The organism is Spirosoma aerophilum, from assembly GCF_054782495.1.
Map to the genome: position 1 here is coordinate 19,049 of NZ_BAAGSJ010000001.1, position 26,702 is coordinate 45,750.

A 26,702-nucleotide genomic window follows, 5' to 3' on the forward strand; every position below is an offset into this window, starting at 1 on the left:
CCCGGCAGATCGAATCACCTATTTTTCACCAAGTATATGAACCGCAACGAAAACTCAGATTACACCCCAGCTGACGACGAGAATCAGGGTGTCATGACTAAACTCATGCAGGCCGAAGCTGCCAATGGCGGCATTGCAGAAGCCCCCTACATGGACCCCATCGTAAACCAGGGGCCAGAACCCGAAAAAGAGGAAGTGAACGACTCAGATGAAGATACGAGTGGTATCGACGAGAACAAATGGCTGAACCAAGAGATTGACGACGATCTGGACCCAAGCGATGACGAATAATCAACTGGCGCAACTGGTCATCCGCCTTGGTCTGGGCATCAATATGCTCATGCATGGTCTTGTTCGCATCCCTAAACTCAGCGCCTTTGTAGCAAAGACAGAGGCTGGATTTGCCAGTACCCTTTTACCAGCCCTACTGACCAGAGCTTTTTTATACACACTACCTTTTCTTGAGTTGGTTACCGGTATCCTCATTTTGCTGGGTGGTCAGTTTATCCGGTGGGGCTATTTTCTGGGCGGGCTTATCATCGCTGCACTTTTATTGGGCACAACATTAAAAGAAGATTGGGCCTCAGCCGGTACACAAATGATCTATGTGATAGCCTTTTATCTCGGATTAAGCGGACTGGACAGCGCTGGTCGCGGGCGTTTCCGTTAATTTTTTCAGGGCCGCTTTACAACGGTTAAGAATTTGATTGAGTCATTAAGGCAAACAAATCAAGTTTTTCAATGAAATCAACGTTGTTAGTAATGTCCGTTTTAACGGCTAGCGTCCTCTCCTTTTCAGCTTGCACGGATGATGTCGTGACGACCACACCGGGCCTCCCCTATCAGTCCTCGTTTCAACGCGATGCCGATGGCTGGGTAGCAGGACTCACCGACTATGGAACGGCTCAGGATAGTATCATGCAGTTCAAATCGGCCTGGAAAGGACTCCCGGCTCCACTGGACACCACCCGAAAGTCGATCATGATCGAGAGTATGAACCGCAGTGATGATGCGTTCATGTTTCTCAAAAAGAAGCTGACAGGTTTAACACCCAACACGGATTATTCGCTGGTATTCGACGTTGAATTAGCCTCACAATATCCCGCCAATTCCATTGGCATTGGCGGCTCGCCGGGAAGCAGCGTTTTCCTGAAAGTGGGCGCTTCAGCTGTTGAGCCGGTCAGGGTGTTAAAAGATGGCTTTTATACTATCAACATCGACAAAGGCGAGCAGAACAACGATGGCAAAGACGCGATCCGAATAGGCAACATCAGCACCGGCGATTCAGGCGAAGGCTACAGTCTGATCACACGAACGAATCAGGCAACCCCTTTAAAAACACGCACCAATGCCCAGGGTGAGCTTTGGCTGATTGTGGGTACCGACTCTGGTTTTGAGGGATTGACAACGCTGTATTACAGCAAAATCAATGTGACCACAAAAGCAACGATGTAATTTTACTGCTCCATTTTTCTGAAAGCCACTACTTCCCGGTAGTGGCTTTTTTGTGACTAGCCTACCCGTTCGATACCTCACTATTTGGGGTGTTGTAGTGTGACGTCAGGGCCTGTCAGGGAATTACTATTGACAGAAAGTAGCAGATAGACTATAGGTAGCTTTATACCGGAAATACCCGAAAGTTTCCGATATTTGTCCAACCTGCCCGGAACGTACCCACCCGGCAGATTGTTAAAAATATGTTGCCGTGGTGCAAAAGCCACGCCATTAACCGAGACTATGAGCAAGGACGCGGATATTTTAGAAAGTATAACTAACTCCGAATATAAGTACGGATTCGAGACGCTGATTGAGGCTGACGAGGCTCCTATGGGCCTCGATGAAAGCACGATCCGTTTCATTTCTGCCAAAAAGAACGAACCCGACTGGCTCCTGGAGAATCGGCTGAAGGCGTTCCGGATGTGGCAGGAAATGACCGAACCTAAATGGCCTAATGTTTTCTATCCTAAAATAGATTACCAGGCTATCAAGTACTACTCAGCCCCGAAACAGAAGAAGACCGTTAACTCGCTCGATGAAATCGATCCTGAACTGCTGGATACATTCAACCGGCTCGGCATTTCACTTAGTGAGCAAAAGCGGTTGGCGGGTGTGGTTGATTCGAACGGGCTGGAATCCGCTCCGGGTGACCGGCCACGCGTAGCCGTCGATGCTGTTATGGATTCGGTATCGGTGGCAACGACTTTTAAGAAAGACCTTGCCGAACGCGGTATTATTTTCTGCTCTATTTCGGAAGCCGTTCATGAGCATCCCGAACTGGTGAAGAAATACATGGGGTCTGTCGTGCCCGCCAAAGACAACTATTTTGCGGCTCTGAACGCAGCGGTCTTCACCGACGGTTCGTTCTGCTACATTCCGAAAGGCGTTCGCTGCCCTATGGAACTGTCGACCTACTTCCGCATCAATGCGGCTGGTACGGGCCAGTTCGAACGGACGCTGATCATTGCCGACGAAGGCTCATACGTGAGCTATCTAGAAGGCTGTACGGCCCCTATGCGGGATGAGAACCAGCTTCACGCGGCCGTTGTCGAACTGATTGCCAAAGGCGATGCCGAAATCAAGTACTCCACGGTTCAGAACTGGTATCCCGGCGATAAAGACGGCAAAGGCGGAATCTACAATTTCGTGACCAAACGCGGTATTTGCGACGGGCCGAACGCCAAGATTTCCTGGACACAGGTCGAAACCGGTTCGTCTATTACCTGGAAATACCCTTCGGTTATTCTGAAAGGCGATAATTCTATTGGTGAGTTCTATTCGGTGGCTGTCACGAACAACATGCAGCAGGCCGATACGGGTACCAAAATGATTCACATCGGCAAAAACACCAAGAGCCGGATCGTATCGAAAGGTATTTCGGCGGGCAAGAGTCAGAACTCCTACCGAGGTCTGGTGCAGGTGATGAAACGTGCCGAAAATGCCCGTAACTATTCGCAGTGTGATTCGCTGCTATTAGGCGATAAATGTGGGGCGCACACCTTCCCGTATCTGGAAGTGAGCAACCCATCGGCCACGGTCGAGCACGAAGCCACAACATCGAAGATTGGCGAAGATCAGTTGTTCTATTGCAACCAGCGCGGTATTCCAACCGAACAGGCCGTTGCCCTGATCATCAATGGTTACGCCAAGGAAGTATTAAATCAATTACCGATGGAGTTTGCCGTAGAAGCGCAGAAGCTTCTGGCCATCAGCCTCGAAGGCAGCGTAGGTTGATCCTATCCTCTTGACATACAAAAAAGCCCTTGTAGTGATGCAAGGGCTTTTTTTTGTAGTACTGACCGTCGAACCGTCCCGGTCGGATACTGATTAATGTGCGGTCGGGTTCTCAAACCCGACCGGTTAGGTTTCTCAAAACCTACCATACCCACACAGCAGGTTTTGACAAACCTGCCTCGTCGGGTTTGAGAACCCGACAGCACAGCAGGCGGCCCAGCCTGTGCAGACCAGACCGTTTGAGTGTTTACTTCTTATCGTGATACACCAGCACCGGCACATCCGATTTCTCGACCAGCGCTGTTGTATGATTCGGATGCAGCAGATTATCCAGAAAACCGGCTTTTGGTGATAGTTGCATCACGATCAAGTCAGCGTGTGCCTCCTCCAGTTTATCATCGGTCAGAACAACGAGCTTGGCTCCGAAAGCATCTACCAGCGAATCCGTCTGAAAGGTTACTTCGGCCTGGGTCGTTTGAGGCTGCATGGCATAGGCAATGGTATGCACCTGCGCCGGACGCATCGTGTGCCCATCGGCCGTTGGAATAATCAGCACCGGGCAAATAGAATCGTCGGCGACGTCGCTAACGGCACTACCGGCCAGCCGGTCGAAGAACGTAGTCACCTCACTGCGTCCCATCAGGATCAGATCAGCCGAACGCTCTTTGGCCACTTCCAGAATCGTATCATCAACCGAACCAATGCGCCATTCGACGTCGACCGATAACCCTTCGGCCTGTAGTGTAGCGGCTAACTCGTTTATTTGTTCGCGGCCAATGTTTTCAACTTCCTGCGAAGCCATCAGACCAATGCCAGGATCGCCAATGGTTGGCAATGTCGAATCCTGAATCATGGGCTGATACACGTGCAGCAGAATGACTGTTGCACCGGTTTTACGGGCAAAAAGTCGTACCCAATCTAAAGCAACTGTGTTATTGGCCGAAAAATCTGTTGGGAAAAGTAAGTTCGTCATGTGTGCGTGAAACAGGTTTGTTAGAATGAACAAACGAAACGCCCAACGTTCCCAATATTTTTCCGCATTTCCCGATCTTAGCGTCCGCCTTTGGTCGATGGGGGTGTAATCAGGGTACTCGCTTCAATGCCGCTATTGAGCTTTTCAACGGCCAACAGTTGCTTCATAGTTTTCTCCATCCCATCGGTTGAACCATCCAGGAAGATTACATTACCCTGCCCGTTTTCGGCAAAATGCTTGATTGCTTCGGTCCAGATCGAGAACAAAATCAGCGAAGCATCCAGCTTGGCTTCGGTCATCACTTTGGCTGACTCGGCCATACCTTTGGCAACTTCTTCCCGGAACAAAGCCACCCCCTGGCCACGCAACTGCGACGCCTTTTTCTCGGCCTCAGCCGAAATCTGAATGGCATTTCCTTCGGCTTCGGCGGCTTTGGTTTTCGTAATCAACAGCGCCTGTCCTTCGTTTTCGGCAGCCGCTTTCAGGTTCGACGAGGCCACCACCTGCGCCATTGAGCGCATAATAACCTCATCGAAAGCAATGTCATTCAGCTGTAAGTCGGTGAGGTGATACCCCCAGCTTTCGAGCAATGTATCGAGTTGGGATTTTACGTGTTCAATAATTTCGGAACGAAGGGCCAGAATTTCCGACTGCCGTTTGGTAGCCACGAAACTGCGGATGGAGCCTTCAATGGTTCGAATCAACGCCTGCATGAACGACGCTTCGTCGATAAACTTAAACGCTACGTTTTTGATGGTTTCTTCTTCCTGATTCAGGACCGAATACACCAGCATAGCTTTGAAGTTAACGTTGGCCTGATCGGCGGTGATGGCCTGAAACGCCAGTTCGGCGGAGCGGTTTTGAATGGAAATACGGCGGTAGATGACTTCGATAAATGGAATTTTAAAGTTGAGCCCCGGCCGAAGCACGCGGGCATACTTGCCAAAAACGGTGATGACGGCAACAGTACCCTGTTGCACAATGACAACAGAGAGAAAGATAACGACAAACGCTATCCCCAAAAGCAGCAGAAAAAAATTCATGTGATTAATTTGGTTAGAAACAAAAAACGGATTCTGTGTAAAGTACAGAATCCGTTGATAAGGAAAGCAATATTTTGTTAGAGTGGTCAGATTGTGAAATTAGTGAAGTGGTTGCTAGGGGAAGGAACGGAACTTAGCTCGCCCACTTCACTAATTCTACCCACTCCTATTAATGACCGGCCACCAGCTCGTAGCTGGATACATCTTCGGTCTCGTCTACGCCTTTTTCCTTCTGCCGGAAATAGACGACCATCGCCAGGATAAACCCGGCAAAGGCCAGCGCAGCACCCACCCACTCGGGCGAAGCATAGCCCAAACCGGCGGCAATGGGCAATCCACCCAAATAAGCACCCAGCGCGTTGCCCATGTTAAAACCCGCCTGACTAACCGACGAAGCCAGCATTTCGGAGCCATTGGCTGCCCGTATCATCAGGATCTGGATAGGTGCCCCTAACGAGAACGCAATGGCACCGGTAATAAATGTCATGATCAGCAGTGGTATTTGGTATTGAGCCACAAAATACACGCCGATCAGGCTACAGGTCATCAGCAGCAAAAACAAGGCAGTTGCCTTACTGGGAGAGATCAAATCGGCGGTACGGCCGGAAATCAGGTTGCCGGTTGCCATGCCCAGACCCGCCAGAATCAATATCCAGGTGATCTGGCTGCTGCCAAAATGAGCGACTTCGGTCAGCAGGGGGGCTATGTAGCTGAACCAGGCAAATAAACCGCCCGTACCGATGGCCGTAATGCCCAGAATCAGCCAAGGCTCTACCCGGGTGAAGAGTTTCAGGTCTTTACGCAGGCTGGACTCCCCTACTACAGGCATCACCGGCAGCAGTTTCTGAATACAGAACATAGTCGCCAGCCCCACAACGGCGATAATGATAAACGTTATGCGCCAGCTCATGGTGTGACCGATATAGGTGCCTAGTGGTACGCCGATAATGTTAGCCACGGTAAGCCCGGCAAACATCATCGAAATAGCCTGAGCTTCTTTCCCTTTTCCCGCTAATCGACTGGCTACTACGGCCCCAACGCCAAAGAACGCACCATGCGGCAAGCCCGACAACAAGCGGGTAATCATCATGATTTCGTAGTTTGGCGCAAACGATGACAGGGCATTACAAAACGTAAACAGAGCCATCAGGCCCAGCAGAATCTTCTTGGGCGGATAATTCCCGGCAATGCCCACCAGTAACGGAGCACCTAGCACGACGCCCAGTGCATACGACGAAATCAGGTGACCGGCAACGGGAATGGAGATTTGGAGGGAACTGGCCACATCGGGCAGGATACCCATGATGACGAACTCGGTCATACCGATACCGAAGCCCCCAATGGCAAGTGGTAACAGACTTTTTTTCATTTGCAGCGTACTATTTACTGACAGCTCGTGAATTCTTTCAACAGAGAAAGCTCACCGTAAGTCACTCGCTAGAGTAGCTCATCTTATCACGCAAATAAAAAAAGTGCAAAATTGTTCCCTATTCTACAAATGTTCTAATTTATTAGCCTGTCGGTACAATTACTGTATATATCTAAGGGAATAAGATGCGTCCATTGGTTGCACGCCTTGTTTAAACGTTTAAATTATTCAATCTAAAACTGAAGAGCCACCGGGTTAACGGAAGCAGTTTATTTATACTGGCCAACAAAAAATAACGGCGGGTAACACTCCTACTGAATGTCACCCGCCGTTACCTTAGAATTATTCAATTTGCCAAACAATTAGCGCAAACGCTTACCCGGCATATTCTGCCCATTCTGGTGCAGTGTCAACTGCTCTACTTCTCCTTTGTCATTGCTGGAAAAGGTTACCTGGGCGTCAACGACTTTCAGGTAAAATTTGGTTTTGGATTCGGGGAAGAGTTCAAACCGGTTTTGCCCGGTAGCCTGACCGTATAGCTTGTCGCCTTCACGCGTGATAACAATGGCGAAACCCGGTGCTAACTGGTAGTTGCCGACGTAAGATTCCAGCGTAGTTTTATCGACGACCACGCCTTCCTGCTTAGGCACCTCAACAGACTCACCCAACTCTTTCAACATCAAAAACCCATTGGTGTTACGCGGGTTGAGCGCTACCGACCGTTTATAATCCTGGATAGCGGCTGCTTTATTGGCCATTTTCATATAGAGCTCCCCGCGGCTGTCGTAAACATTATACGATTCCGGAAACGCATCGGCATTCAGGTCGAACACCCTTAAGGCTTCCTTATCCTTGCCTTCCCGCATCAATTCATACCCTAGCGCGTTGATCTCATTTTCGCTCACGGCGAACACTTTATTGGCCTTCCAGGCACTAAACTTTTGTTTCGTTGTTTCCAGCGGGTCACTCAGTACGGATTGGCGGAGCAGATCTGCAATGGGCTTTTTGGGTGCCTCCACCGGCTGATCGTATAGAATACGCAGGATGTTTTTGCGAATGTCGCCAAGGGGTGCCCCGCCGGTATTGTTCAGCAATACAACCAACTGTTTATCTTTTGGCAGGCGGCTGATTATGGTGTTGAAGCCGTTAATACCCCCGGAATGCTCAATCAGCAACAGACTGTCTTTTACCTGGCCAACCTTCGTTTTACCAACGCCCCAGCCGTAGGCATACCCATCTAAAAACGGGGTGTACATCGTCGCTTTTCCGCTCGCCGATAGCAGTTTATCGGTGTACAGAACCTGATCCCAACGGTACAAGTCCTCGACGGTCGAGTACATCGACCCGGCGGCATACGGAATCGACATGTCGAGGTAGGGCGAGTTTACGTAGGTATTGCCTTTCTTCTCATACCCCGTTGCCCGTTTGGGTATAATCGGGCCAAACAAATCGTAGCCGGTGTTGGCCATTTGCGCCGGAACAAGGATGTTTTCGTTCAGCACCTCGGCATACGGTTTCCCGGTTACTTTTTCGATGATAACACCCAGCAGGAAATAGCCCGAATTGCTGTAAGAGAATTTGGTGCCCGGTTCGAAATCCAGCGGCTTATCGGCGAACTGCTTTATGAAGCCTTCGGGCGTAACGGGCTCACGACTAAGCGTCTCGAAGAACTTCGGGAAGTTGGTATAGTTGGGAATACCCGAGGTATGAGTTAGCAACTGATGAATCGTGATCTTGTCGCCAGTAGCTTTCGGGTAGTTAGGCAGGTAATCCGTGATTTTACCGGCTGGCTTCAGCTTCCCTTTCTCGACCAGTTGCATCACGAGCATGGCCGTAAACTGCTTGGTAATGGACCCCAGGCGGAATTTGGTATCGGGTGCGTTCGGGATATTCCATTCCATATTGGCCATACCGTAGCCTTTTTTAAAGATGACCTGCCCTTTATCGGCTACCAGCACAGCACCGTTGAACTGCCGGTTGGCGACATACTGCTGAACGAGGGCATCAATTTTAGCGGACTTGGTTTGGGCAAAAGCGGCCCCTGCCATGAGCAGAAAAAGGACCGCCGACAGGCTGATCCGGTGGCGTACACCTACATGTTTCATAAGAGGAGATGGAAAGTTGATCGTTCACCAAGATTACCATTTTCTATTCCTCAGCCATATGAAAAGTGAGTTGTCGGTTGAAAGCCCGGATAAATGGCAAGAAAAACCCCATCCCGAAAAGTAGCCGGGATGGGGTTTTGGTATAGACGATGACGAGCGAGTGCTTGCCGGTATGTGACGGCACGGGCGAATACCCGCGCCAGCCTGCTCGCACGGATAATTCTTAATGCGCCAACAGCCAGTTCGCGCCCGTACCGATGCCGGTTTCCATCTTCACACCCATCGGGATGGCGTTTTTCATGATCTCATCGACGCGCACACGGAGCAGGTCGATTTCGTCGCGGTGGGCGTCGAAGACGAGTTCGTCGTGTACAGTCAGGATCATCTTGGACTTCAACCGTTCGGCCTGCATGAACTCGTGAATCTGGATCATGGCAATCTTGAGCATGTCAGCGGCACTGCCCTGAATGGGGGCGTTTACAGCGTTGCGCTCGGCAAACATCCGGTCGGTCTGGTTGCGGGAGTTGATGTCGCGCAGGTACCGCCGACGACCCAGAATGGTTTCGGCGTAGCCAAAGCCGCGCGCTTTTTCGATGCACTGGTCGATGTAATCTTTCACCGCCGGGAATCCTGCGAAATACTCTTCGATGATCTGCCCCGCTTCCTTCCGTGGAATCTTAAGCCGCTGCGCCAGACCAAACGACGAGATACCATAAATGATACCGAAGTTGATGGTTTTGGCCTTCCGGCGCATGTCGCTGGTCACCTCGTCCAAGCCCACGTGGAATACCTTGCTGGCCGTTTGGGTATGAATATCGACGCCATTATTGAAGGCCTCGAGCATGGTCTGATCACCACTGAAAGCCGCCATAATCCGCAATTCAATTTGCGAATAGTCGGCCGACATGATTACGAACTCCGGCCCGCGCGGCACAAACGCTTTCCGAATCTCCTGCCCGCGTGGTGTCCGAATCGGGATATTTTGCAGGTTCGGGTTTGTAGACGATAATCGACCGGTGGCCGCTACCGCCTGATTGAACGACGTATGAATCCGCCCGGTACGCTTGCTGATCAATAGCGGCAGCGCATCGACGTAGGTGTTCTTAAGTTTGATGAGCTCCCGGTAATCCAGAATTTTCCGGGCTATTTCGTGTTCGGCTTCGAGTTTCGACAGGATTTCCTCGCCGGTGGCGTACTGACCGGTTTTCGTCTTCTTGGCGTTCTTGTCGAGTTTGAGTTTATCGAACAGCACTTCGCCCAACTGCTTCGGCGAGCCGATGTTGAACGATTCACCCGCAATCTCGAAAATTTCCTGCTGCACCTGCCGCATATCGACCTCCAGCGTAGCCGAGAGTTCAGCCAGCGCGTTGGTGTCTATCTTGATACCTTCCAGTTCCAGATCCGTGAGCACTTGCACAAGCGGCATTTCGACCTGATCGAAGAGTTTGTGCAGGTTGTCCTTTTCAAGACGGGGGGCAAAAGCTTGTTTGAGTTGGAGGGTAATGTCGGCATCTTCACCCGCATAGTCCACAACTTTCTGAATGTCCACGTCGCGCATGGTCAGCTGGCCTTTCCCTTTCTTGCCGATCAACGCTTCGATCTCGACGGGGCTATAGTTCAGGTAGGTCATGGCCATCATGTCCATGTTGTGGCGCATTTCGGGCTCAATCAGGTAATGGGCAATCATAGTATCGAACAGCTTACCCTGCACTTCCACACCGTACTTTTTCAGCATCAGCAGGTCATATTTCAGGTTCTGTCCGATCTTCTCGATAGCCGGATTCTCAAAAACAGGTTTGAACTGATCGACAATCGCCTGGGCTTCGGCCCGGTCGGCGGGAACGGGTACATAAAACGCTTCGCCGGTGCGATAGGCAAAAGACAACCCAACCAGATCGGCCTCAACGGGGTCGATGGCGGTCGTTTCCGAATCGAAGCAAAGGCTTTCCTGCTGGCTTAAGTAATGCACCAGACTGGCTCGAAGCTCGGGGGTATCGACCAGCCGGTAGTCGTGCTTGACCGACAGTATCGTCTTGCGTCGTTCGGGCTGATTCTCGTCAATTTCGTAGTCGGGATACACGTCGAGGTAAGCAGGGGCGTCTGTTTCGCTCACCTCCGCTCCCGGCTTATCGTCCGTCGTGATGGTATCCGTCACGCCCGCTGGCGTTGCTTCGGCACCCGACGCCACCGGTACTTTCACGGCAGTACGCTTGCTTTTAGGCTTCTCGGCAGGTGCCGAAGCCGGTGTCGACTCAGCGCCAAAATCAAACGGCAGATCACCCGCCCCCGAGGGATTAGACGCTCCCATATTTGGGAAAGGCAGAAAGGCCGGAGCATCTCCACCGGGAGAATCAAACAGGTTCATCTGGGCGGAACCGGGGGTCTGGAAGGCCGTTGGCAGTGGTTTTTCGTCGTAATTACCACCCAGCAGGCGGGTCTTCATCTGCCGGAATTCGAGTTCGTCCAGCAAGGCGGCCAGCCGGGGCTTGTCGTACTCGGTATGGCGCAGGTGCTCTTCATCGAACGGCACCGGTACATCCAGATGAATAGTGGCCAGTTCTTTAGACATCAGGCCCTGCTGGGCGAAGTTGACAACGTTTTCTTTGAGTTTCCCTTTCAGTTCATCCGCGCGGGCAATGAGGTTTTCAACCGACCCGAAGTCGGCGATAAGTTTCTGTGCCGTTTTTTCGCCGATGCCCGGAATACCGGGAATGTTATCAACCGAATCGCCCATTAGCCCGAGCATATCCGTTACTTGCTCGATCCGCTCGATCTGCCAGCGCTCCAGCACTTCCGTTACGCCCAGTTTCTCGGCGGGTTTGCCCATGAACGCGGGCTTGTAAATATGAATATGCTCTTCGACCAACTGCCCGTAATCTTTATCGGGCGTCATCATATACACTTCAAAATCAGCCAGAGCGGCTTTTTTGGCGATAGTGCCAATGATGTCGTCGGCTTCGTACCCATCCAGAATCAGCATGGGGATGTGCATGGCCTCCACAATCTGCTTGATATACGGCATGGCCACGCTGATATCTTCGGGCTGCGACTGCCGATTGGCCTTATACATCGGGAACGATTCATGCCGGAATGTCTTTTTCGCCGAATCGAAAGCTACTCCAATATGAGTAGGTTTTTCTTTGGTCAGCACTTCGATCATAGCATTCATAAACCCGAATACTGCCGATGTATTGATGCCTCTCGATGAGATACGGGGCGACTTACTAAAAGCAAAATGAGCGCGGTAAATAAGCGCCAGCGCGTCTAACAGAAACAGTTTTTTAGTTGGTTTGGCCATTCGATAAAGGTAGCTGTCAATAGCTCAAAGGTCGAAAGTCTTACGGACAATCACGCGCTTTTGGCCCGACAAATTGAGAAGAAATGTAGTTGGAGTCCTGCTCAATAAGAACAGTTGTAGAGGTGGTTTGATTCCGGCAAATCGATTTAACCCGCGTTGGCTATGTATATTCATGAGCAAAGACAGCATATATTTTTCGGGCATTTATCACCCAAATTTTTACATCTTGCTCTCTACTTTCAAACCTTCACATCCCTCAATGGTACGGGCCTGCTTGAAAGGTCTAATTTTACATTCATACAACCTGTTCTACCATGAAACACTCACTACTTGTCTTCCTTGGCATTCTTTCGTCCGTTGCCACCGCTCAGGCACAAACGGGTACCTTAAAAGTCAACCAGCAACGCATTCAGAACCGGCTACTGGAGTTATCGAAATTTGGAGCCTTACCAAATGGCGGAGTAGATCGGGTGGGCTACAGCAAAGCCGATCTGGAAGGCAGGGCTTACTTCATTGGCCTGATGAAAAATGCGGGGCTCGACGTTTCGATTGACTATGCAGGGAATATCATTGGCCGTCGAAAAGGGAAAAATCCAGCCCTGAAACCCATTGCCTTTGGCTCGCACATCGACAGCGTACCCAAGGGGGGCAATTACGATGGCCCCGTCGGTTCCATTAGTGGGCTGGAACTTATTGAGACGCTCAACGAAAACAAGGTCGTAACGGAGCACCCGCTGGAGCTGATCATTTTCTCCAATGAAGAAGGGGGCACGGTTGGCAGTGGCGCTATGATTGGCAAGATCAAGCCGGTCGCCCTGAAGTCAGTTACCCAAAGCGGAATGACGATGGCCGATGGCATCCGGGCCATTGGCGGCAACCCCGATAGCCTGAGCAAAATGGTTCGCAAGAAAGGTGATTTGACCGCTTTCATCGAACTTCATATTGAACAGGGCGGTATCCTGATGACCGAGAATAAGCAGATCGGCGTGGTCGAAGGAATTGTCGGTATTGAACACTGGGACGCAACGATCGAAGGAGCCGCCAACCATGCGGGTACAACCCCCATGAACATCCGGCGCGATGCATTATTAGCCGCGTCAAAATTAATTGTTGCCCTCAATGAAGTCATTACGAGCCATGAAGGACGACAGGTTGGCACTGTTGGCAAAATAGCGGTAGAACCGGGCGCATACAATGTCATTCCGGGCAAGGTGGTGTTGGGTATCGAAATACGGGATTTGTCGTACGACAAAATCTGGAAGCTGTTTCACGAAGTGGAAGCCAAAGCCCAGACCATTGCTAAAGACTCCGAAACAACCATTACATTCAGTCAATCCGGGGTTGGGGTAACGCCCGCTCTGACAGCCAAATCGGTTCAGGATAAAATAATCAGTGTCGCCAAAAGCCTTGGTTTTTCGTACCGGTATATGCAAAGCGGAGCCGGGCACGACACGCAGGAGATCGCGCAGATTGCTCCCGTAGGCATGATTTTCATTCCCAGCGTGGGTGGCATCAGCCATTCGCCCAAAGAGTTCTCGAAAGGAGTCGATATCGGAAACGGGGCCAACGTGCTCCTGCAAACGCTGTTGGCCATTGACCGGAATTGATACAGGCGAAGAAGTTCTTAAATGTACAATATGCGCTACAGTCAAATGCCCTGCCTCAGTGGTTTTATAGAACCGTCGGGGCAGGGCATTTGACTGTAGAGAACATTGGCTGTAATGACAGCCCGCTTATTGAGGCAATAAGAGTCGGTCAATAATATGAACAACGCCGTTTGTCGCCGAAATATCAGGGCCGATAATGGCAGAAGCCTTGCCCCCGTTTCCTTTTCCCGTAACGGTCAGAGCCGTGGTGCTAACACCCGCCGTAATGGTTCCCCCCTGTAACGTTGACAGACTGGCTCCATTGGTGATCGTTGGCGAATAGGTGCGGCTGTTGAGCACATGATACGTAAGGATAGCCGTTAATGTCGCTACGGGTGTGTTGGCAATAGCCAGCGAGTCGATACCTACCGCTTTGAAAGCGGCATCGGTCGGGGCAAAGACCGTTAACGGACCCGGTCCCGTCAGCGCACCACCAATACCCGCCTTGGTGACAGCCGCCTGAAGCAGCTTAAACGACGCAGTAGGTAATAAGGTCGGGATACCCTGAATGGTGGCAGCAATGTTACCGAAAACGGGCGGTAACAATACCCGGTCAATGGCGTGAACCACCCCGTTACTGGCTGCGCCATCGGCTTGTAAAACACGGGCACCGTTTATTGAAACAGCCGTTGCCGTGCCGGTTCCCGATGCGACCTTAGAGACATAAACAGGCAACCCTGCCAGTGTCTGTTGTGCCGTGTTGACCGCCGTGGGAATATCTGCGGCAGCCACCCGGGTACCAAGTACGTGGTATTGCAGGACTACTTTCAGCAATTCGACCGGGGCAGCTTTAATAGCTGCGGCATCGACATAACCAAATGCTTTAAATGCATCGTCCGTTGGCGCAAATACGGTATACGTGCCGGGTTGAGCCAATGCCCCGTCCAGGCCAGCCCGAACCAGGGTTTCTTTGAGCAGTGTAAACTTACTTCCGGTATTGACGAGTTCGCCGATGGTCATGAGAGTTGGCGTCGTTTCTTCTGCTTTTTTACAAGCTGAAAAAGAAAATACCAGGGTGGTCAGGATGACCGCAAGTAACGTTAATTTCCGTCCTGCAAACGGATGTCGATTCGTTAACATGTGTGATTGGAGATAGGGATTTGAGAGGACCAGATTGTCCATCCTGCAAAAAACAACAATCTAACGGTATTGTTCACCAATAGTTACTGATCGTACCTACATTGATCCGGCCGGGTGGTTAAACTATTCACCAAACAGGCAGTTATTCTAAAAAAACTCTCACCAGTATTCATGTCTAACTATCTGATTTTCTCTACACTTGTGCTCATGGCAGCCTGCCAGAGCCGCAAGCCTGACCAGGCTGCCACCGAATCAACCCAAACACAGCCCACACAAGAAACCGCTCTAGCTACCACTGATACGCTTTGCTTTCAGCAGGTGATGAGTCGCGACACCACAACACTTCAACTGGTTATGAATGGCCAGCAGGTATCCGGGTATCTTGACAATAACCCGTACGAAAAAGATCGGGCAAGGGGCAACTTTCAGGGAACGGTTGACAATAACACGATTCGGGCCGACTGGGAGCGCTCGGGCGAGGGTACAACGCAGGTCTATCCAATCGACTTCAGCCTGCAGGGCGATACAATTTCCTGGTATGAAGGCGAACGCGTGGAGCAGCAGGGTAAATGGGTATTGAAAGACCCCAAAGCAGGTTACCGGTACGTACTTACGAAAACGAACTGCCAGTAATCAGCTACTTGTGTACTAATCAGGTAAATGGCGCGAATTCGTTGTACATAGAACTAGTGTATTGGAATCCGGTCAACCATTTATCTGATTACCAATCAACAGCTACTCAAACGTCTGTCAGCGTTTTTTCGGCTACAGGCCTCTTCTCCCCTACGGGCGGACGGTATTTCTGGAAAGGCATTTTCAGCAGGTTACCGATGCGCGAATGCTCATTGGGATCGGGATGGGTGTCGATGCCGTACTGAATGTCTTTACCGGCCATTTCGTGATACGTCCCGAAGAGTCGATCCCAGTACGGAAAGATATTACCGTAGTTGGTATTCGTAACAGGCAGCACGTAATGGTGGTGCACATGGTGCATGTTGGGGGTTACAATAAGCAGACCGAGCAGCCGGTCGGCCCAGCGGGGTAATTCGATATTAGCGTGATTGAACTGCGAGAGAATGACCGATAGGGCCTGATACAGAAAGACCAGCCACATGGGAGCGCCCGCAATGAGCACCGCCAGGGTGGTGAAGGCAAACCGAATGACGCTTTCGCCAGGGTGGTGCCGATTGGCGCTGGTCGTGTCCAGGTACACATCTGAGTGATGAATAAGGTGGAACCGCCAGAGCGTAGTTACCTTATGCTGTATCCAATGCGCAAACCAGGCTCCAATCAGATCCAGTATGAGCAACCCGGCAATGGCCTCCGCCCAGAGCGGTAGATGAACCCATTGCAAAAGTCCAGCCTGATGACTAACTGCCCAATCGCTGGTTTTTAGCAGGAGAAAGGCCAGCACGAAATTGACGATGATGGTCGTGCATGTAAAGAAGATATTGATCCCTGCGTGACGAACCTTCCGGTATGGGAAGTTCACTAAAGGCACGGCATTTTCAATGAGCCAAAAGATGGCAATGCCGCCAACCAGAAACATCGCTCGATGCGACGACGGAATATGTTCAAAGTACTCAGCGATGGACTCCATATACGTACCTTTCACTACTGGTAATTAACCAAATATATAACGAAATAAGCCTATAGATTGATTGTACAGGGCAACCTAAATTCACCAAACTTATTTCTGCATTTGTCAGTCTGCCTTTTCCGTAGTTGGTTTGCGAAACATACAGGGAGGGCCAGAACAACTTTACACCCTGCCCCGGTCACTCATTGACAACTTATCACCTTCCAATGCCCCAACCCAAACACGCCCGCGACTCCATAACGGTGATGACCGAAATGGTTCTCCCCAACGATACCAATACCCTTAACAACCTGATGGGAGGGCGGCTCTTACACTTCATGGATATTGCGGCTGCCATTGCGGCCCAGAAGCACTCGAACCGTATTGTTGTGACGGCCTCCGTCGACAATGTTTCTTTTTCCGAACCCATCCGCCTTGGCAATATCGTAACCATGAAAGCTCAGGTAACACGGGCGTTCAGCTCGTCGATGGAGGTGTTTATTGAAGTATGGGCCGAAGATATTCCGGCCGGGATTCGGGTAAGTACCAATAGTGCCTACTACACCTTTGTCGCCGTTGATCAAAGCGGCAGACCCATTGAGGTTCCCGCCGTTATTCCCGAGACCGACGCCGAAAAAGACCGCTACGCCAGTGCACTTCGTCGGCGCCAGCTACGCCTGGTATTAGCCGGACGCATGAACGCCCAGGACGCCACGGAGCTGAGGGAGTTTTTGAAGGTAGGGTGAAGTCAGTAAGCGGCTTTGCCTAAGTTAGTAAGTTGGTAAGTCGATAAGTTGGTAAGTCGGTAAGTTAGTAAGTCAGTAAGTCAGTAAGTAGCTGACGCACGAGTGTTGGTTTTGCGCCAGCCACTTACTGACTTACCGACTTACCAACTTACCGACTTACCAACTTACCAACTTACCAACTTACCAACTTACCGACTTACTGACTTACCAACTTACCGACTTACCAACTTACCAACTACTTCATCTGTAGAATAGACTGATACACCAGCACCTTGAATTTATCGGTCAGATCGCCGAAGCTGTTGGGCGTTTTCTGGGTGTAGATCTGCGCAACAATTCCTTCTTTGGGATCGACCCAATAAGTTGTTCCAAAATAGCCGCCCCAGTCGAATGACCCTTCGGAAACCGGCAGCAGGGCAGCACTTCGCTCTGAGGTGATGGAGAAGCCCAGGCCAAACTTATTATTACCCACGTTTAAGTCACCAATCTGATTTCTTGTAATCAGCCGAACCGTTGTTGGGCTCAGAAGACGCTTGCCGCCATACTCCCCGCCATTCAGCATCATTTGCAGGAAGATGGCATAATCGTACATCGTCGACGATAAACCCGCTCCTCCCGAGAAATACGTGCCGGCCTGTTTGGGATAATCGCCCGATAGGCCGTTCAGGGATGATATCATCTTTACAGTTTTCTCCGCATCCTCGGTGTACACCGTCGCCAGGCGGTTCTTTTTAGCTTCTGGCAGATAAAAATACGTGTCGTTCATACCCAGTGGATCAAACAGCCGTGTACGCAGAAACTGGTCGAGCGACTGGCCTGATAAAACCTCAATCAGGTAACCCACCACATCGACGCTTAGACCATACGTCCATTTTTCGCCGGGCTGGTGCAACAGCGGCAGCGTACCAAGCCGGGTCATGGCATCGGCCAGTGTACCACCGGGCGTACCAATGCCGCTGGGTATCTTGTTCTTGGCGTATATGGCCACCGCTTCTTTCGAACCAATAATCGGATAGCCGATACCTGACGTATGCGTCAGCAACTGACGAATCGTAATTTCGCGTTTGGCCGGAACGGTGGTATAAGAGGAATCTTTTTCGTTGAATTTATCCAGCACCTTCGGGCTTTTGAAGGCCGGAATATATTTGGAGATTGGGTCATCGAGCAGGAATTTGCCTTCTTCGAACAACAGCATCAGCCCTACACTGGCAATGGCTTTTGTTTGCGAAGCAATGCGAAATATAGCGTCGCGCTTCAGCGGGGCTTTCGTTTGTGTGTTGTCGAACCCATACGCTTTGTGGTAGACAATTTGACCATTTCGGGCAATTAATACGCCAACGCCCGCCTGTCGACCCTTGGCAATATAGTCGTTGATAACCGCATCCATTCGCTGAAGTCGGGCAGTACTCATGCCAACAGTTTCGGCAGCCGCTTCTTTCAGGACGGAGCCTGCCGCGGCTGTTTGGGCAAGGGATGTCGGCACGCGTGCCGACACAAAAAAACCGGCCATGAGGCCGGTTAGAATGAAATTTTTCATGAAACCGGAAGTTTTAGGAACCGGTGCGAATATAGTTATTTCCTCACCCCCGTAATATCCCCCCGTTTGGTCAGCGTTACGCCTTGCTGGAGGGTTTCGGCTGTTGTATTGAGGGTGATGGTCTTACTCTTGGCCAGAAATTGCCCCCGGGCCGTATAAGCGGCTTCATAGGTTTTTCCACCAAAAGCAAGGGGTTCTGTCCGTTTGTCGATAACCGAATAGGTGGAGTCAGTAAGTTCAGCCGTCATCGTTTGCTTGGCGGTGCTGTTAAACAGCAGTTCCATATAGACTTGATTGGCTGTCTGTGCCTTCGTGACTGTAATCTGGACCTTACCCGCTTCGGGCCCACTGGCTGGCAGGGTACTGTTGATGTACAGCGTAGACGTATAACTTCCGTCATATACACCGATATATTGATCCCGGGGGTCAACATCATCGACACCTCCCGATTTTTTGCAGGCTGTAGTAAGCGAACCGATAACGCATAAGGCAAGCAGCGTACTGCGGAACGATCGAACGGCACTGTGAATAGCCATAATAATACTGTATAAAGTGGGTTATGTTCAAACGCTTTCTATCAAACGCCGTGCCGGGTTTGTGAAGTATAATTCTTTACAAAAAGAACAAATTTACGTGTGGTTCTGAATATCTACAGCACTTTGGCCGCAGCAGCACGCGCCACGATTGAGAAAAGCTAACAGCAGTAAGCACACCAGGCAGAACAGTAGGGTGAAACAGACAAGAAAATAACGCTTTAAAAGGTCGCGGGTACATTAATACCGGCTGGCTAGCATACGGGCAAACGTTGTAAACGTCTTTCTGTTGACACTCCAGTCAGGCGCGGGAATATTGCCCCACACTTTAGGGTTATCGGCCAGATTAAAATAACAGACACCCGATATTTCCGGATGTCTGTTTATACAGTAAGCCGCTTCGTTTAACCACTTCATCTGAAAATCTTCATCCCCTTTTACGCCAAACTCCGTAATAAAGATGGGTTTATTGGCGAATCGCATGCGATAACTCTTCCGCTTATAAATAGTACTGAACGACTCCTGCTGGTTGGGATCTGTAATATTTTTGTCGGGTAATCCATAAATAGCAATACTGATATAATCGACAACATCACCACCAGGCCACCATTCCATCGACCCCCGATCACCAGCCGGGCCCCATACTTTTTTTATGTTTTTTGATTGCGATCCCTCAAAGCTCATAAAATAGCGAAACGCCTTTATATAAAGTACAGGGTCCTGACTTTGCCAGGGGTAACGATGAATCGGTATTTCCATTTCATGCGCAAATCGTAAATAAACCGTTTGGGGCACATGCGCAATAATACTATATAACTTAGAAAACTCTTTATCATAATCACCCCGGAGTGTTTTTATTAAAACGGTAGAATCCTGCCCTTTAAAGGGCTCTATTGATAGTATAGCATCATGACGACGACTCATGACCGCGTTGAATTCTTTTTCGAAATAACCATTTTCAATATCTTTTACATCCACAAATAAATGTTCAACATTGATTGGCTTTAACGTAAGAAGTAAATTTTTAGGATCATAGACGCCAATCCTTGGCTTTACATTTTTTTTATCCGTTAAAGAATCAGAAAGGTCGAAGGGTGAAGCCGTATCGTAAATTATTGATCTATCAGCGTTGATCTCATTAACTGCTGATGTTATATCCTTCCTAATACGTTCATTGGTTTCTATCTCCTTTGCATTTAAAAAAAGAATGGGCTTATCCATAAATCGCATCCGATGTATCTTCCGTTTAATCAGCTTAACCGAATTATCCGTTTTTGGATAGGCTGTTGCTATTAATTCAGACATACTATTTATCGAAATACTAATCACATCGACAACATCATTACCTGGCCAGTATTCTTCTACACCAGGATAGCCATCCGTTCCCCAAACAACCTGAATCTTCGGGTTTGTTTTTTTACACAAACTGGCGAAGCGCCGAAAAGCGCTTATAAAAACAGTTGGCGATTGATACTGCCAGGGATAACTATGTACAGGTACCTCAATAGATGGGTTCAGGCGAAGATAAACAGTCTGATTGTGTTGAGTAGTAAAGCGGCACAGTCCCTTTATTTTTTCGTCATATGCGCCGTCACGAATCTCTTGCAGACAATTCTTACCTGAGGTACCCGGAATCTCAACTGTAATGAAAGCGGACTCCGTTTTTCTTAAAGATGAGAACACTCTTTTAATCGACTCCTCATTACCAGACTGATCGATCACCACATCCTTGTGCTGGAATGAGCGAATCTCTACACGCATACCGTTCATTGTCCGATTACATAGGCCAACAACTGACTCGTCAAAGTCCTTTCTCGTTATATCAGGACCTGGCTTTTCAGCTTTCTCTTTTTGCAAATGGCGACTAGCCAACAATACACAAAATATGGCTGGTATGACAAGACTACTATAGACTAACCTTGTATTTTTCATTATGAGATATACAGTAAACTATTAATTCTACCTATCAATATGGCTACTAGGGCGAATGGATCAAACAAAAGTATTATATTTACTTATGTTTATTTTATTTAACTTATAGTTTATTGATTATTTTTGTTTAATCGTGGATTGCCTTAGGCAGAAAAGACTCAAAAAAGACTCATAAAAGATATATAGACCCACTATAGCTATGTGTTACAAGGCATAATAAACCCCTATATAATAGTTACTTATAGTTGTACTTACCAAAAAACTATAGATTTTCAACTTACTTCCAGGAAGGAAAACAGTGACTATGACTACCAGCTTAAACCCGACTCAGTGAACTATATATATGGATCAAGTACATAAATACACAACTAACTACAAATAATTTATACAGCTACCCCAAGGCCATTACTATAAAAATATTCATTTATGGATACATACATTACACAGTCTGTACGTTCGCTTAGTTACATACTTTGCAGTCTGGGAATCCTGTTTTTGTCAATTACATGCACTAGTAAGAACGGTAGTAAGAAGAAAGGGAAAGTATACATAAAAGAGGATTCAGGATACTACAGATTATATAATAATGGCAGAGTTTTTAGTATAAAAGGAGCCGCCGGATATACTAATCTACACACATTAAAAGAAATAGGGGGCAACACAATTAGAGTATGGGATACAACTAACCTTGCCCTGATATTAGACAGCGCCAGAGCCAACCACTTAATGGTCATTGCTGGTTTACCAGTCTTTAACACAAATGATGATCATTCATTTTATGAATCACCCGATAAAGTGAATAAACAATATAAATTATTTGAAGCTATTGTCAGAAGATATAAAGAGGATCCTGCCATCCTGATGTGGTGCGTGGGTAATGAATTACCCTTCCCGAATGGACTATCTTATCATAACTTTTACAAGGCATTTAATCATTTAACTGACATGATCCGGCAGGAAGATCCGGATCATCCTATTACTACAACCATATCTAAATTTAATAATAAGTACATTTTTAATATTGTAACCCGCTGTGATGTAGACCTTATATCCTTTAACATATTTGGCGGCATAAAATCAATCCGAGAAGATATTAAAAAAATTGAATGGTTTTGGAAAGGCCCTTATCTATTATTGGAATGGGGAATAGACGGCGCCTGGTCAGGAACAGGAATAAAGCAAACTGCATGGGGTTCGTACATAGAACCAACGAGTCAGAAAAAATCTAATTTTTATTATGATTATTACACTAACTACATTCCTTTAGAAGACCCAAGATTTATTGGCTCTTTTATATTTTTCTGGGGGTCAAAACAAGAAACAACCCATACATGGTTTAGCCTTTTTGATTACTTCGGCAACAAGACTGAGACAATACATACGGCAAAAAAGTTATGGAACCCAAAATATCCCATCAATGACATACCGGAAATAAACTTTATGCTTGTCGATGGCAAAGGGGCCACAGACAACATACTTGTAAACGCAAATGACTCAGTAACCGCAGCGCTAAATGTCAACAAGAATAAAACTATTATAAAAAAAGCAAAATGGGAAATTTACCATGAGGATTGGTATCTGATTAATAAAAAAGCAAACCCCAATAAGACATACCCCATTACAACTTTTACTAGTAACGTTAAGGATTTCAAGGTAAAATTTGCTGCGCCCGCAATCGAAGGTCCTTATCGATTATTTGCTACTATTTACGACGGCAGGGGAAATATATCAACGTGTAATGTCCCCTTCTACGTGGTAAGTGATAAATAAAATGCAAATAAAGCCGCCATCCCGAAAGGAACTTTTCACATTACGCCTGATGATCCTGTTGGGTCTGACCGCCATGTGCTTTTTCCTTTATAGTATACTGTCAACCGCCATGGAAGAGTACAACATTCTCTATTGGCTCTTGCTAGCAAGCTTCCTTTTTACCTGTCTCAAAATTCTACACGAGTGGTCTCATTATTTATTTATAACCGTTCCCGATACGCCCCCGCTTGATAAGCAATTTACGGTCGATATTTTTACTACGTTTTGTGCAGGCGAACCTTATGAAATGATCACCGAGACGCTGACGGCCATCCAAGCCATCACCTATCCGCACAAAACGTACCTCTGCGATGAAGCGGATGACCCTTATTTACGGGCGTTTTGTGAACGATTGGGCGTAAACCACATCACCCGCACGGACAAGAAGGATGCTAAAGCCGGGAACATCAATAATGCCCTGCAGTATTCATCTGGTGAGTTATGTGTTGTCCTGGACCCGGACCACGTTCCTCAGCCAGACTTTCTGGACCCGATCGTCTCTCACTTCAATAACCCTAAAGTTGGCTTTGTCCAGATTGTTCAGGCCTACAAGAACAACTACGAAGGCTTGATCGCGAAAGGTGCTGCTCAGCAGACCTACCAGTTTTACGGCCCAATGATGATGACCATGAACCATTACGGAACGGTGCTGGCCATTGGGGCAAATTGTACCTTTCGTCGGGCTGCTCTCGACTCGATTGGGGGGCATGCTGCCGGGCTGGCAGAAGACATGCACACATCCATGCAACTGCATGCCGAAGGCTGGAAATCAGTTTACGTACCCGCCGTGTTGGCTCGTGGACTCGTTCCTTCCACGCTGTCTGCTTATTATAAGCAACAACTGAAATGGTCGCGTGGCGTATTTGAATTGCTGGTTACGGCCTATCCGAAGCTGTTTACACAGTTCACCTGGCAGCAGAAATTACATTATGGTGTCATTCCCCTGCATTATTTCTCAGGAGTAATCTTTCTGATCAACTTTATTATACCAATCCTTTCCCTGCTTTTTGATGTAAGTCCAATCCACATGAACCTATCCCACTTTGGGCTGGTCATCTTCCCTTTTATTGTCGCCACGAACCTGATCCGGCATTTTGTACAATGGTGGGTTATGGAAGACAAAGAGCGTGGGTTTCACGTTGTCGGCGGCTTTCTGATGATTGGCACCTGGTGGATATTCATATTAGGCCTGGTATACACGATCTTAAGACGAAAAGTACCGTATGTACCCACCCCAAAAGATGGAAATGAAGCGAATAACTGGCCACTGAATATTCCAAACCTCATCGTAATTGGTCTTTCCCTGATCGCTATCATTTATGGCTTGTGGATAGACTGGAGCCCCTATAATTTATTTATGGCGGGTTTTGCCAGCATCAATTGCCTGTTCATGACATTCACCATTATGGCCAGCAGGCAGCAGCAGCTTGCCCTCTTCTTAAAGCGTCATGAGCGGCTTGGTGCGTTCATGTATTCATTAAAAAAATATAAGATCAACTTATGGCATTTCAGGCGTAGAATATATACAGGAGTACGAAGCACGGCCCTCATGATTACCATCCTGTTAACCTGTATCGTTATTTATTTTACAAATTTTAAATCCAATCCACATGAGCTGTTGAGCGCCAAACAGCATAAAAATGATTTCTTTCTACTTGGTGTTTCAATACCTCAAAATTCAAGCAAAATTCTGGCGGCTTTGGGCAAGCACATCCGCCACTCAGGCATTGATATTGTTTCGTTATCCGTCCCGCTCGAAAACAGGCCTGATTGTTATTTGCCCATTAAAAAAATAATGGCTGTTTATACGAATGGGGCACTTCCTTTAATTAATTGGGAAGTCTGCCAAACACCATACAAGGCAACAAAAAGTACTGCCTTAACCAAAAAAGACGGGAGATTTCTTCAGCACATTATTCATGGCAATTATGACGGATACCTCCATTTTTTCGCCCGGCAGATCGAGTCGCTTCATCGTCCTGTTTTTATCTGTTTCGCCCCGGAACCCGATAACCTGCCTGATCCATGGCCAGGATCCGGAAAGAATAAGGGAGATGATTACAAGGCAGCCTGGAAACACGTACAAAGCCTTTTTCTGAAAAATGGTGCCTATAATGCGATATGGGTATGGAATCCGGGAAAGGCGGCTACCGCTAACCGTTACTTCCCCGGAAAACAATACGTTGACTGGATTTCGGTAAGTGATGCTCCCTCCGATTCGTTACTGACAAGGGCAAATGTATCGTCACTGGAAACCTCCTATCAGCCATTTCATCAAACGGAGGTCTTTAATGCTGGCCTTCCGGTTATGCTAACTCATGTGAGTCGCCCATCCGTTGGTGACAAAACGGAAGGTTGGCTGCAACCATCGTTCGAATTGGCTAAGCGCTTATATCCGGAGATCAGAGGCTTCATTTTATCGACAGCAGAAAAAGACATTCCTGAGCTCAATGGTACACTCCTGCCCGTTAATTATAGCCCACAACCAGCTTCAGCCAGATATGCGCTTAGCAGCAAAGGGCAAATGGACAGTCATGCAACACCCGTTTTACCATTACTTTCTCAAAAAAATACTGCCTTAGCCCCCTCAGCAGCCAAAAACCATTTTGCTTTTGCAGGAACAGTTGGCATGAATTATACGAAAGCAATTAACTGGAAAAGGAGCTATCAGGCATTTACCAAAAAAGAGTTAATTACGGATGTAAAAGAAATGCAGCGGTTAGGAATTAATACGATCAAGCACATTGGACCGAATGTGTATGACCACAACATGTTCATGGTTAGCCAGCAACTTGGCATAAAACTTCATTACACGTATTGGATACCCGATGCAATTGATTATTTGTCTGAGAAAGACAAATTGGAGAAGCTGAGAAAGAAGATAGTATCGTCTGTCAATGACCTCAAACAAAACAAAACTATAACTGCCTGGAATATTGGAAATACGGCATTACAAAAGCTTGACTTTTACTACTACAAGCCCGATCTGATCTACCAGCAGGATGCCTATTTGCAATGGCTTAAAAAACTGGTTCAAGACATAAAAAAGATTGACCCTGACAGGCCCGTTACTATAGACATCAATGTATCGGTTGATATGCCCGAACTAGTCGATAGGGTTCACACATTCATACCTGAAATTGATGCGTACGGCTTACTGCTAACGAGCCATTCGACCGGTATTGAGCGCATAAAAGAGTTAACGGCTCCTTACTTCTATAGCCAGATAGACGTCCCCAATTACACACGAATAACCTCGCAGAAAGCAGGTGTGTTTATTGCCAACTGGCAGGATGAAAAGTACCCGGATCAGGTAACTTTCGATGGAGTTAAAGATTATTGGGGTCGTACTAAATTTTCATTCGTACAGCTCCAGTCGATGCATCGGGGTAAGCTACTGACTGACTCCATACCAAAAATCAAGATTCTGAAGCCAGCTATGGGCACCTTCCCTAATGCGCGCCTTACCTATCATATACTCCTCCGGGAAAGGCAGAAATGGCTCTTTCCGAACGCTGTGGCCAGTAATTTACAGTTTGAATGGAAGCTGGTGAAAACAGATTTTCTGGGCAATACGGTTGATATGAAAGACCTGGGGCGTGGGCCAAGCATGACCGTCACGATGCCGGATAGCCCACTGGATTACAGGCTCTATGTGTATGTTTTAAGAGACAACTGCGTACTCAATATCATTAACTCCACGCTCAACACCCCCCTACCTGCGGCAAATATCAACCAATAAAGCCACTGGAGCAGACTGGTTGACTCGGCTAAAAGTCGACCATTGAACGGTGCGCTTATACGTAAAAACCGGGCCATTC

Annotated in this window: 19 protein-coding genes; 9 read left to right on the forward strand and 10 right to left on the reverse strand. The window is 48.2% G+C overall.

Going from position 1 to position 26,702, the window contains the following annotated elements:
* Positions 1–36 precede the first annotated feature (36 nt).
* The 4 genes from ACYVK4_RS00090 (at position 37) to sufB (ending at position 3,231) form a co-directional block, all read left to right on the forward strand.
* Entirely contained in the window at positions 37–291 is a 255-nt protein-coding gene (locus tag ACYVK4_RS00090) for a hypothetical protein (RefSeq protein ID WP_461125441.1), read from the forward strand.
* Positions 281–670 (forward strand): DoxX family protein, encoded by a 390-nt coding sequence (locus ACYVK4_RS00095; protein WP_461125442.1) that lies wholly within the window; start codon positions 281–283, stop codon positions 668–670. The genes ACYVK4_RS00090 and ACYVK4_RS00095 overlap by 11 nt, the downstream gene beginning before the upstream one ends.
* Positions 671–762: 92 nt before the next feature.
* Positions 763–1,455: a hypothetical protein gene (locus tag ACYVK4_RS00100; RefSeq protein ID WP_461125443.1), complete on the forward strand. Its 693-nt coding sequence runs from the start codon at positions 763–765 to the stop codon at positions 1,453–1,455.
* A 282-nt stretch (positions 1,456–1,737) separates the two neighbouring features.
* Complete coding sequence (gene sufB / locus ACYVK4_RS00105) at positions 1,738–3,231, forward strand: Fe-S cluster assembly protein SufB (protein ID WP_461125444.1); 1,494 nt, start codon at positions 1,738–1,740, stop codon at positions 3,229–3,231.
* 247 nt (positions 3,232–3,478) lie between these two features.
* Here the strand turns inward: sufB and ACYVK4_RS00110 are convergent, their stop codons facing one another.
* From ACYVK4_RS00110 to polA, 5 genes are all read right to left on the reverse strand, one after another.
* Entirely contained in the window at positions 3,479–4,204 is a 726-nt protein-coding gene (locus tag ACYVK4_RS00110; protein ID WP_461125445.1) for a universal stress protein, read from the reverse strand.
* 77 nt (positions 4,205–4,281) lie between these two features.
* Complete coding sequence (locus ACYVK4_RS00115; protein WP_461125446.1) at positions 4,282–5,247, reverse strand: SPFH domain-containing protein; 966 nt, start codon at positions 5,245–5,247, stop codon at positions 4,282–4,284.
* Between the two features lie 169 nt (positions 5,248–5,416).
* Entirely contained in the window at positions 5,417–6,616 is a 1,200-nt protein-coding gene (locus tag ACYVK4_RS00120; RefSeq protein WP_461125447.1) for an MFS transporter, read from the reverse strand.
* A 362-nt stretch (positions 6,617–6,978) separates the two neighbouring features.
* Positions 6,979–8,721 (reverse strand): serine hydrolase, encoded by a 1,743-nt coding sequence (locus ACYVK4_RS00125; protein WP_461125448.1) that lies wholly within the window; start codon positions 8,719–8,721, stop codon positions 6,979–6,981.
* Positions 8,722–8,944: 223 nt separating this feature from the next.
* Positions 8,945–12,019: a DNA polymerase I gene (gene polA / locus ACYVK4_RS00130; protein WP_461125449.1), complete on the reverse strand. Its 3,075-nt coding sequence runs from the start codon at positions 12,017–12,019 to the stop codon at positions 8,945–8,947.
* A 314-nt stretch (positions 12,020–12,333) separates the two neighbouring features.
* Here polA and ACYVK4_RS00135 point away from each other — a divergent pair, with 314 nt between their 5' ends.
* Positions 12,334–13,626, forward strand: a complete 1,293-nt coding sequence (locus ACYVK4_RS00135; protein ID WP_461125450.1) for an allantoate amidohydrolase — start codon at positions 12,334–12,336, stop codon at positions 13,624–13,626.
* Positions 13,627–13,752: 126 nt separating this feature from the next.
* Here the strand turns inward: ACYVK4_RS00135 and ACYVK4_RS00140 are convergent, their stop codons facing one another.
* Complete coding sequence (locus ACYVK4_RS00140) at positions 13,753–14,745, reverse strand: fasciclin domain-containing protein (RefSeq protein ID WP_461125451.1); 993 nt, start codon at positions 14,743–14,745, stop codon at positions 13,753–13,755.
* Positions 14,746–14,916: 171 nt separating this feature from the next.
* Here ACYVK4_RS00140 and ACYVK4_RS00145 point away from each other — a divergent pair, with 171 nt between their 5' ends.
* Complete coding sequence (locus ACYVK4_RS00145; RefSeq protein WP_461125452.1) at positions 14,917–15,378, forward strand: hypothetical protein; 462 nt, start codon at positions 14,917–14,919, stop codon at positions 15,376–15,378.
* 106 nt (positions 15,379–15,484) lie between these two features.
* On the opposite strand, the gene ACYVK4_RS00150 is transcribed toward ACYVK4_RS00145, so the two are convergent.
* The gene (locus ACYVK4_RS00150) at positions 15,485–16,345 is read right to left on the reverse strand and encodes a sterol desaturase family protein (RefSeq protein WP_461125453.1); all 861 of its coding nucleotides are present in this window, start codon (positions 16,343–16,345) and stop codon (positions 15,485–15,487) included.
* Positions 16,346–16,551: 206 nt separating this feature from the next.
* Here ACYVK4_RS00150 and ACYVK4_RS00155 point away from each other — a divergent pair, with 206 nt between their 5' ends.
* Positions 16,552–17,070, forward strand: a complete 519-nt coding sequence (locus tag ACYVK4_RS00155; protein WP_461125454.1) for an acyl-CoA thioesterase — start codon at positions 16,552–16,554, stop codon at positions 17,068–17,070.
* Positions 17,071–17,305: 235 nt separating this feature from the next.
* Here ACYVK4_RS00155 and ACYVK4_RS00160 read toward each other — a convergent pair whose 3' ends face one another.
* From ACYVK4_RS00160 to ACYVK4_RS00170, 3 genes are all read right to left on the reverse strand, one after another.
* The gene (locus ACYVK4_RS00160; protein ID WP_461125455.1) at positions 17,306–18,607 is read right to left on the reverse strand and encodes a serine hydrolase domain-containing protein; all 1,302 of its coding nucleotides are present in this window, start codon (positions 18,605–18,607) and stop codon (positions 17,306–17,308) included.
* Positions 18,608–18,642: 35 nt separating this feature from the next.
* Entirely contained in the window at positions 18,643–19,143 is a 501-nt protein-coding gene (locus tag ACYVK4_RS00165; RefSeq protein ID WP_461125456.1) for a hypothetical protein, read from the reverse strand.
* 237 nt (positions 19,144–19,380) lie between these two features.
* Positions 19,381–21,072 carry a hypothetical protein gene (locus tag ACYVK4_RS00170; RefSeq protein WP_461125457.1) on the reverse strand — a complete coding sequence of 564 codons (1,692 nt, stop codon included), beginning with the start codon at positions 21,070–21,072 and terminating at the stop codon, positions 19,381–19,383.
* A gap of 426 nt (positions 21,073–21,498) precedes the next feature.
* Between ACYVK4_RS00170 and ACYVK4_RS00175 the strand changes: the two genes are divergently transcribed.
* Together ACYVK4_RS00175 and ACYVK4_RS00180 are read left to right on the forward strand one after the other, a co-directional pair.
* Entirely contained in the window at positions 21,499–22,842 is a 1,344-nt protein-coding gene (locus ACYVK4_RS00175) for a glycoside hydrolase family 2 TIM barrel-domain containing protein (protein ID WP_461125458.1), read from the forward strand.
* Position 22,843: 1 nt separating this feature from the next.
* The gene (locus ACYVK4_RS00180) at positions 22,844–26,623 is read left to right on the forward strand and encodes a glycosyltransferase (RefSeq protein WP_461125459.1); all 3,780 of its coding nucleotides are present in this window, start codon (positions 22,844–22,846) and stop codon (positions 26,621–26,623) included.
* Positions 26,624–26,702 lie beyond the last annotated feature (79 nt).

Excerpts from the sequence above, each read along its gene's own strand:
- ACYVK4_RS00135 (WP_461125450.1), top strand. The coding sequence starts at position 12,334 with ATGAAACACTCACTACTTGTCTTCCTTGGCATTCTTTCGTCCGTTGCC.
- ACYVK4_RS00160 (WP_461125455.1), bottom strand. The coding sequence starts at position 18,607 with ATGAAAAATTTCATTCTAACCGGCCTCATGGCCGGTTTTTTTGTGTCG.
- ACYVK4_RS00090 (WP_461125441.1), top strand. The coding sequence starts at position 37 with ATGAACCGCAACGAAAACTCAGATTACACCCCAGCTGACGACGAGAAT.
- ACYVK4_RS00165 (WP_461125456.1), bottom strand. The coding sequence starts at position 19,143 with ATGGCTATTCACAGTGCCGTTCGATCGTTCCGCAGTACGCTGCTTGCC.
- ACYVK4_RS00095 (WP_461125442.1), top strand. The coding sequence starts at position 281 with ATGACGAATAATCAACTGGCGCAACTGGTCATCCGCCTTGGTCTGGGC.
- ACYVK4_RS00110 (WP_461125445.1), bottom strand. The coding sequence starts at position 4,204 with ATGACGAACTTACTTTTCCCAACAGATTTTTCGGCCAATAACACAGTT.
- ACYVK4_RS00170 (WP_461125457.1), bottom strand. The coding sequence starts at position 21,072 with ATGAAAAATACAAGGTTAGTCTATAGTAGTCTTGTCATACCAGCCATA.
- ACYVK4_RS00120 (WP_461125447.1), bottom strand. The coding sequence starts at position 6,616 with ATGAAAAAAAGTCTGTTACCACTTGCCATTGGGGGCTTCGGTATCGGT.
- ACYVK4_RS00150 (WP_461125453.1), bottom strand. The coding sequence starts at position 16,345 with ATGGAGTCCATCGCTGAGTACTTTGAACATATTCCGTCGTCGCATCGA.
- ACYVK4_RS00140 (WP_461125451.1), bottom strand. The coding sequence starts at position 14,745 with ATGTTAACGAATCGACATCCGTTTGCAGGACGGAAATTAACGTTACTT.
- ACYVK4_RS00180 (WP_461125459.1), top strand. The coding sequence starts at position 22,844 with ATGCAAATAAAGCCGCCATCCCGAAAGGAACTTTTCACATTACGCCTG.
- ACYVK4_RS00145 (WP_461125452.1), top strand. The coding sequence starts at position 14,917 with ATGTCTAACTATCTGATTTTCTCTACACTTGTGCTCATGGCAGCCTGC.
- ACYVK4_RS00125 (WP_461125448.1), bottom strand. The coding sequence starts at position 8,721 with ATGAAACATGTAGGTGTACGCCACCGGATCAGCCTGTCGGCGGTCCTT.
- ACYVK4_RS00100 (WP_461125443.1), top strand. The coding sequence starts at position 763 with ATGTCCGTTTTAACGGCTAGCGTCCTCTCCTTTTCAGCTTGCACGGAT.
- ACYVK4_RS00115 (WP_461125446.1), bottom strand. The coding sequence starts at position 5,247 with ATGAATTTTTTTCTGCTGCTTTTGGGGATAGCGTTTGTCGTTATCTTT.
- ACYVK4_RS00175 (WP_461125458.1), top strand. The coding sequence starts at position 21,499 with ATGGATACATACATTACACAGTCTGTACGTTCGCTTAGTTACATACTT.
- ACYVK4_RS00155 (WP_461125454.1), top strand. The coding sequence starts at position 16,552 with ATGCCCCAACCCAAACACGCCCGCGACTCCATAACGGTGATGACCGAA.
- sufB (WP_461125444.1), top strand. The coding sequence starts at position 1,738 with ATGAGCAAGGACGCGGATATTTTAGAAAGTATAACTAACTCCGAATAT.
- polA (WP_461125449.1), bottom strand. The coding sequence starts at position 12,019 with ATGGCCAAACCAACTAAAAAACTGTTTCTGTTAGACGCGCTGGCGCTT.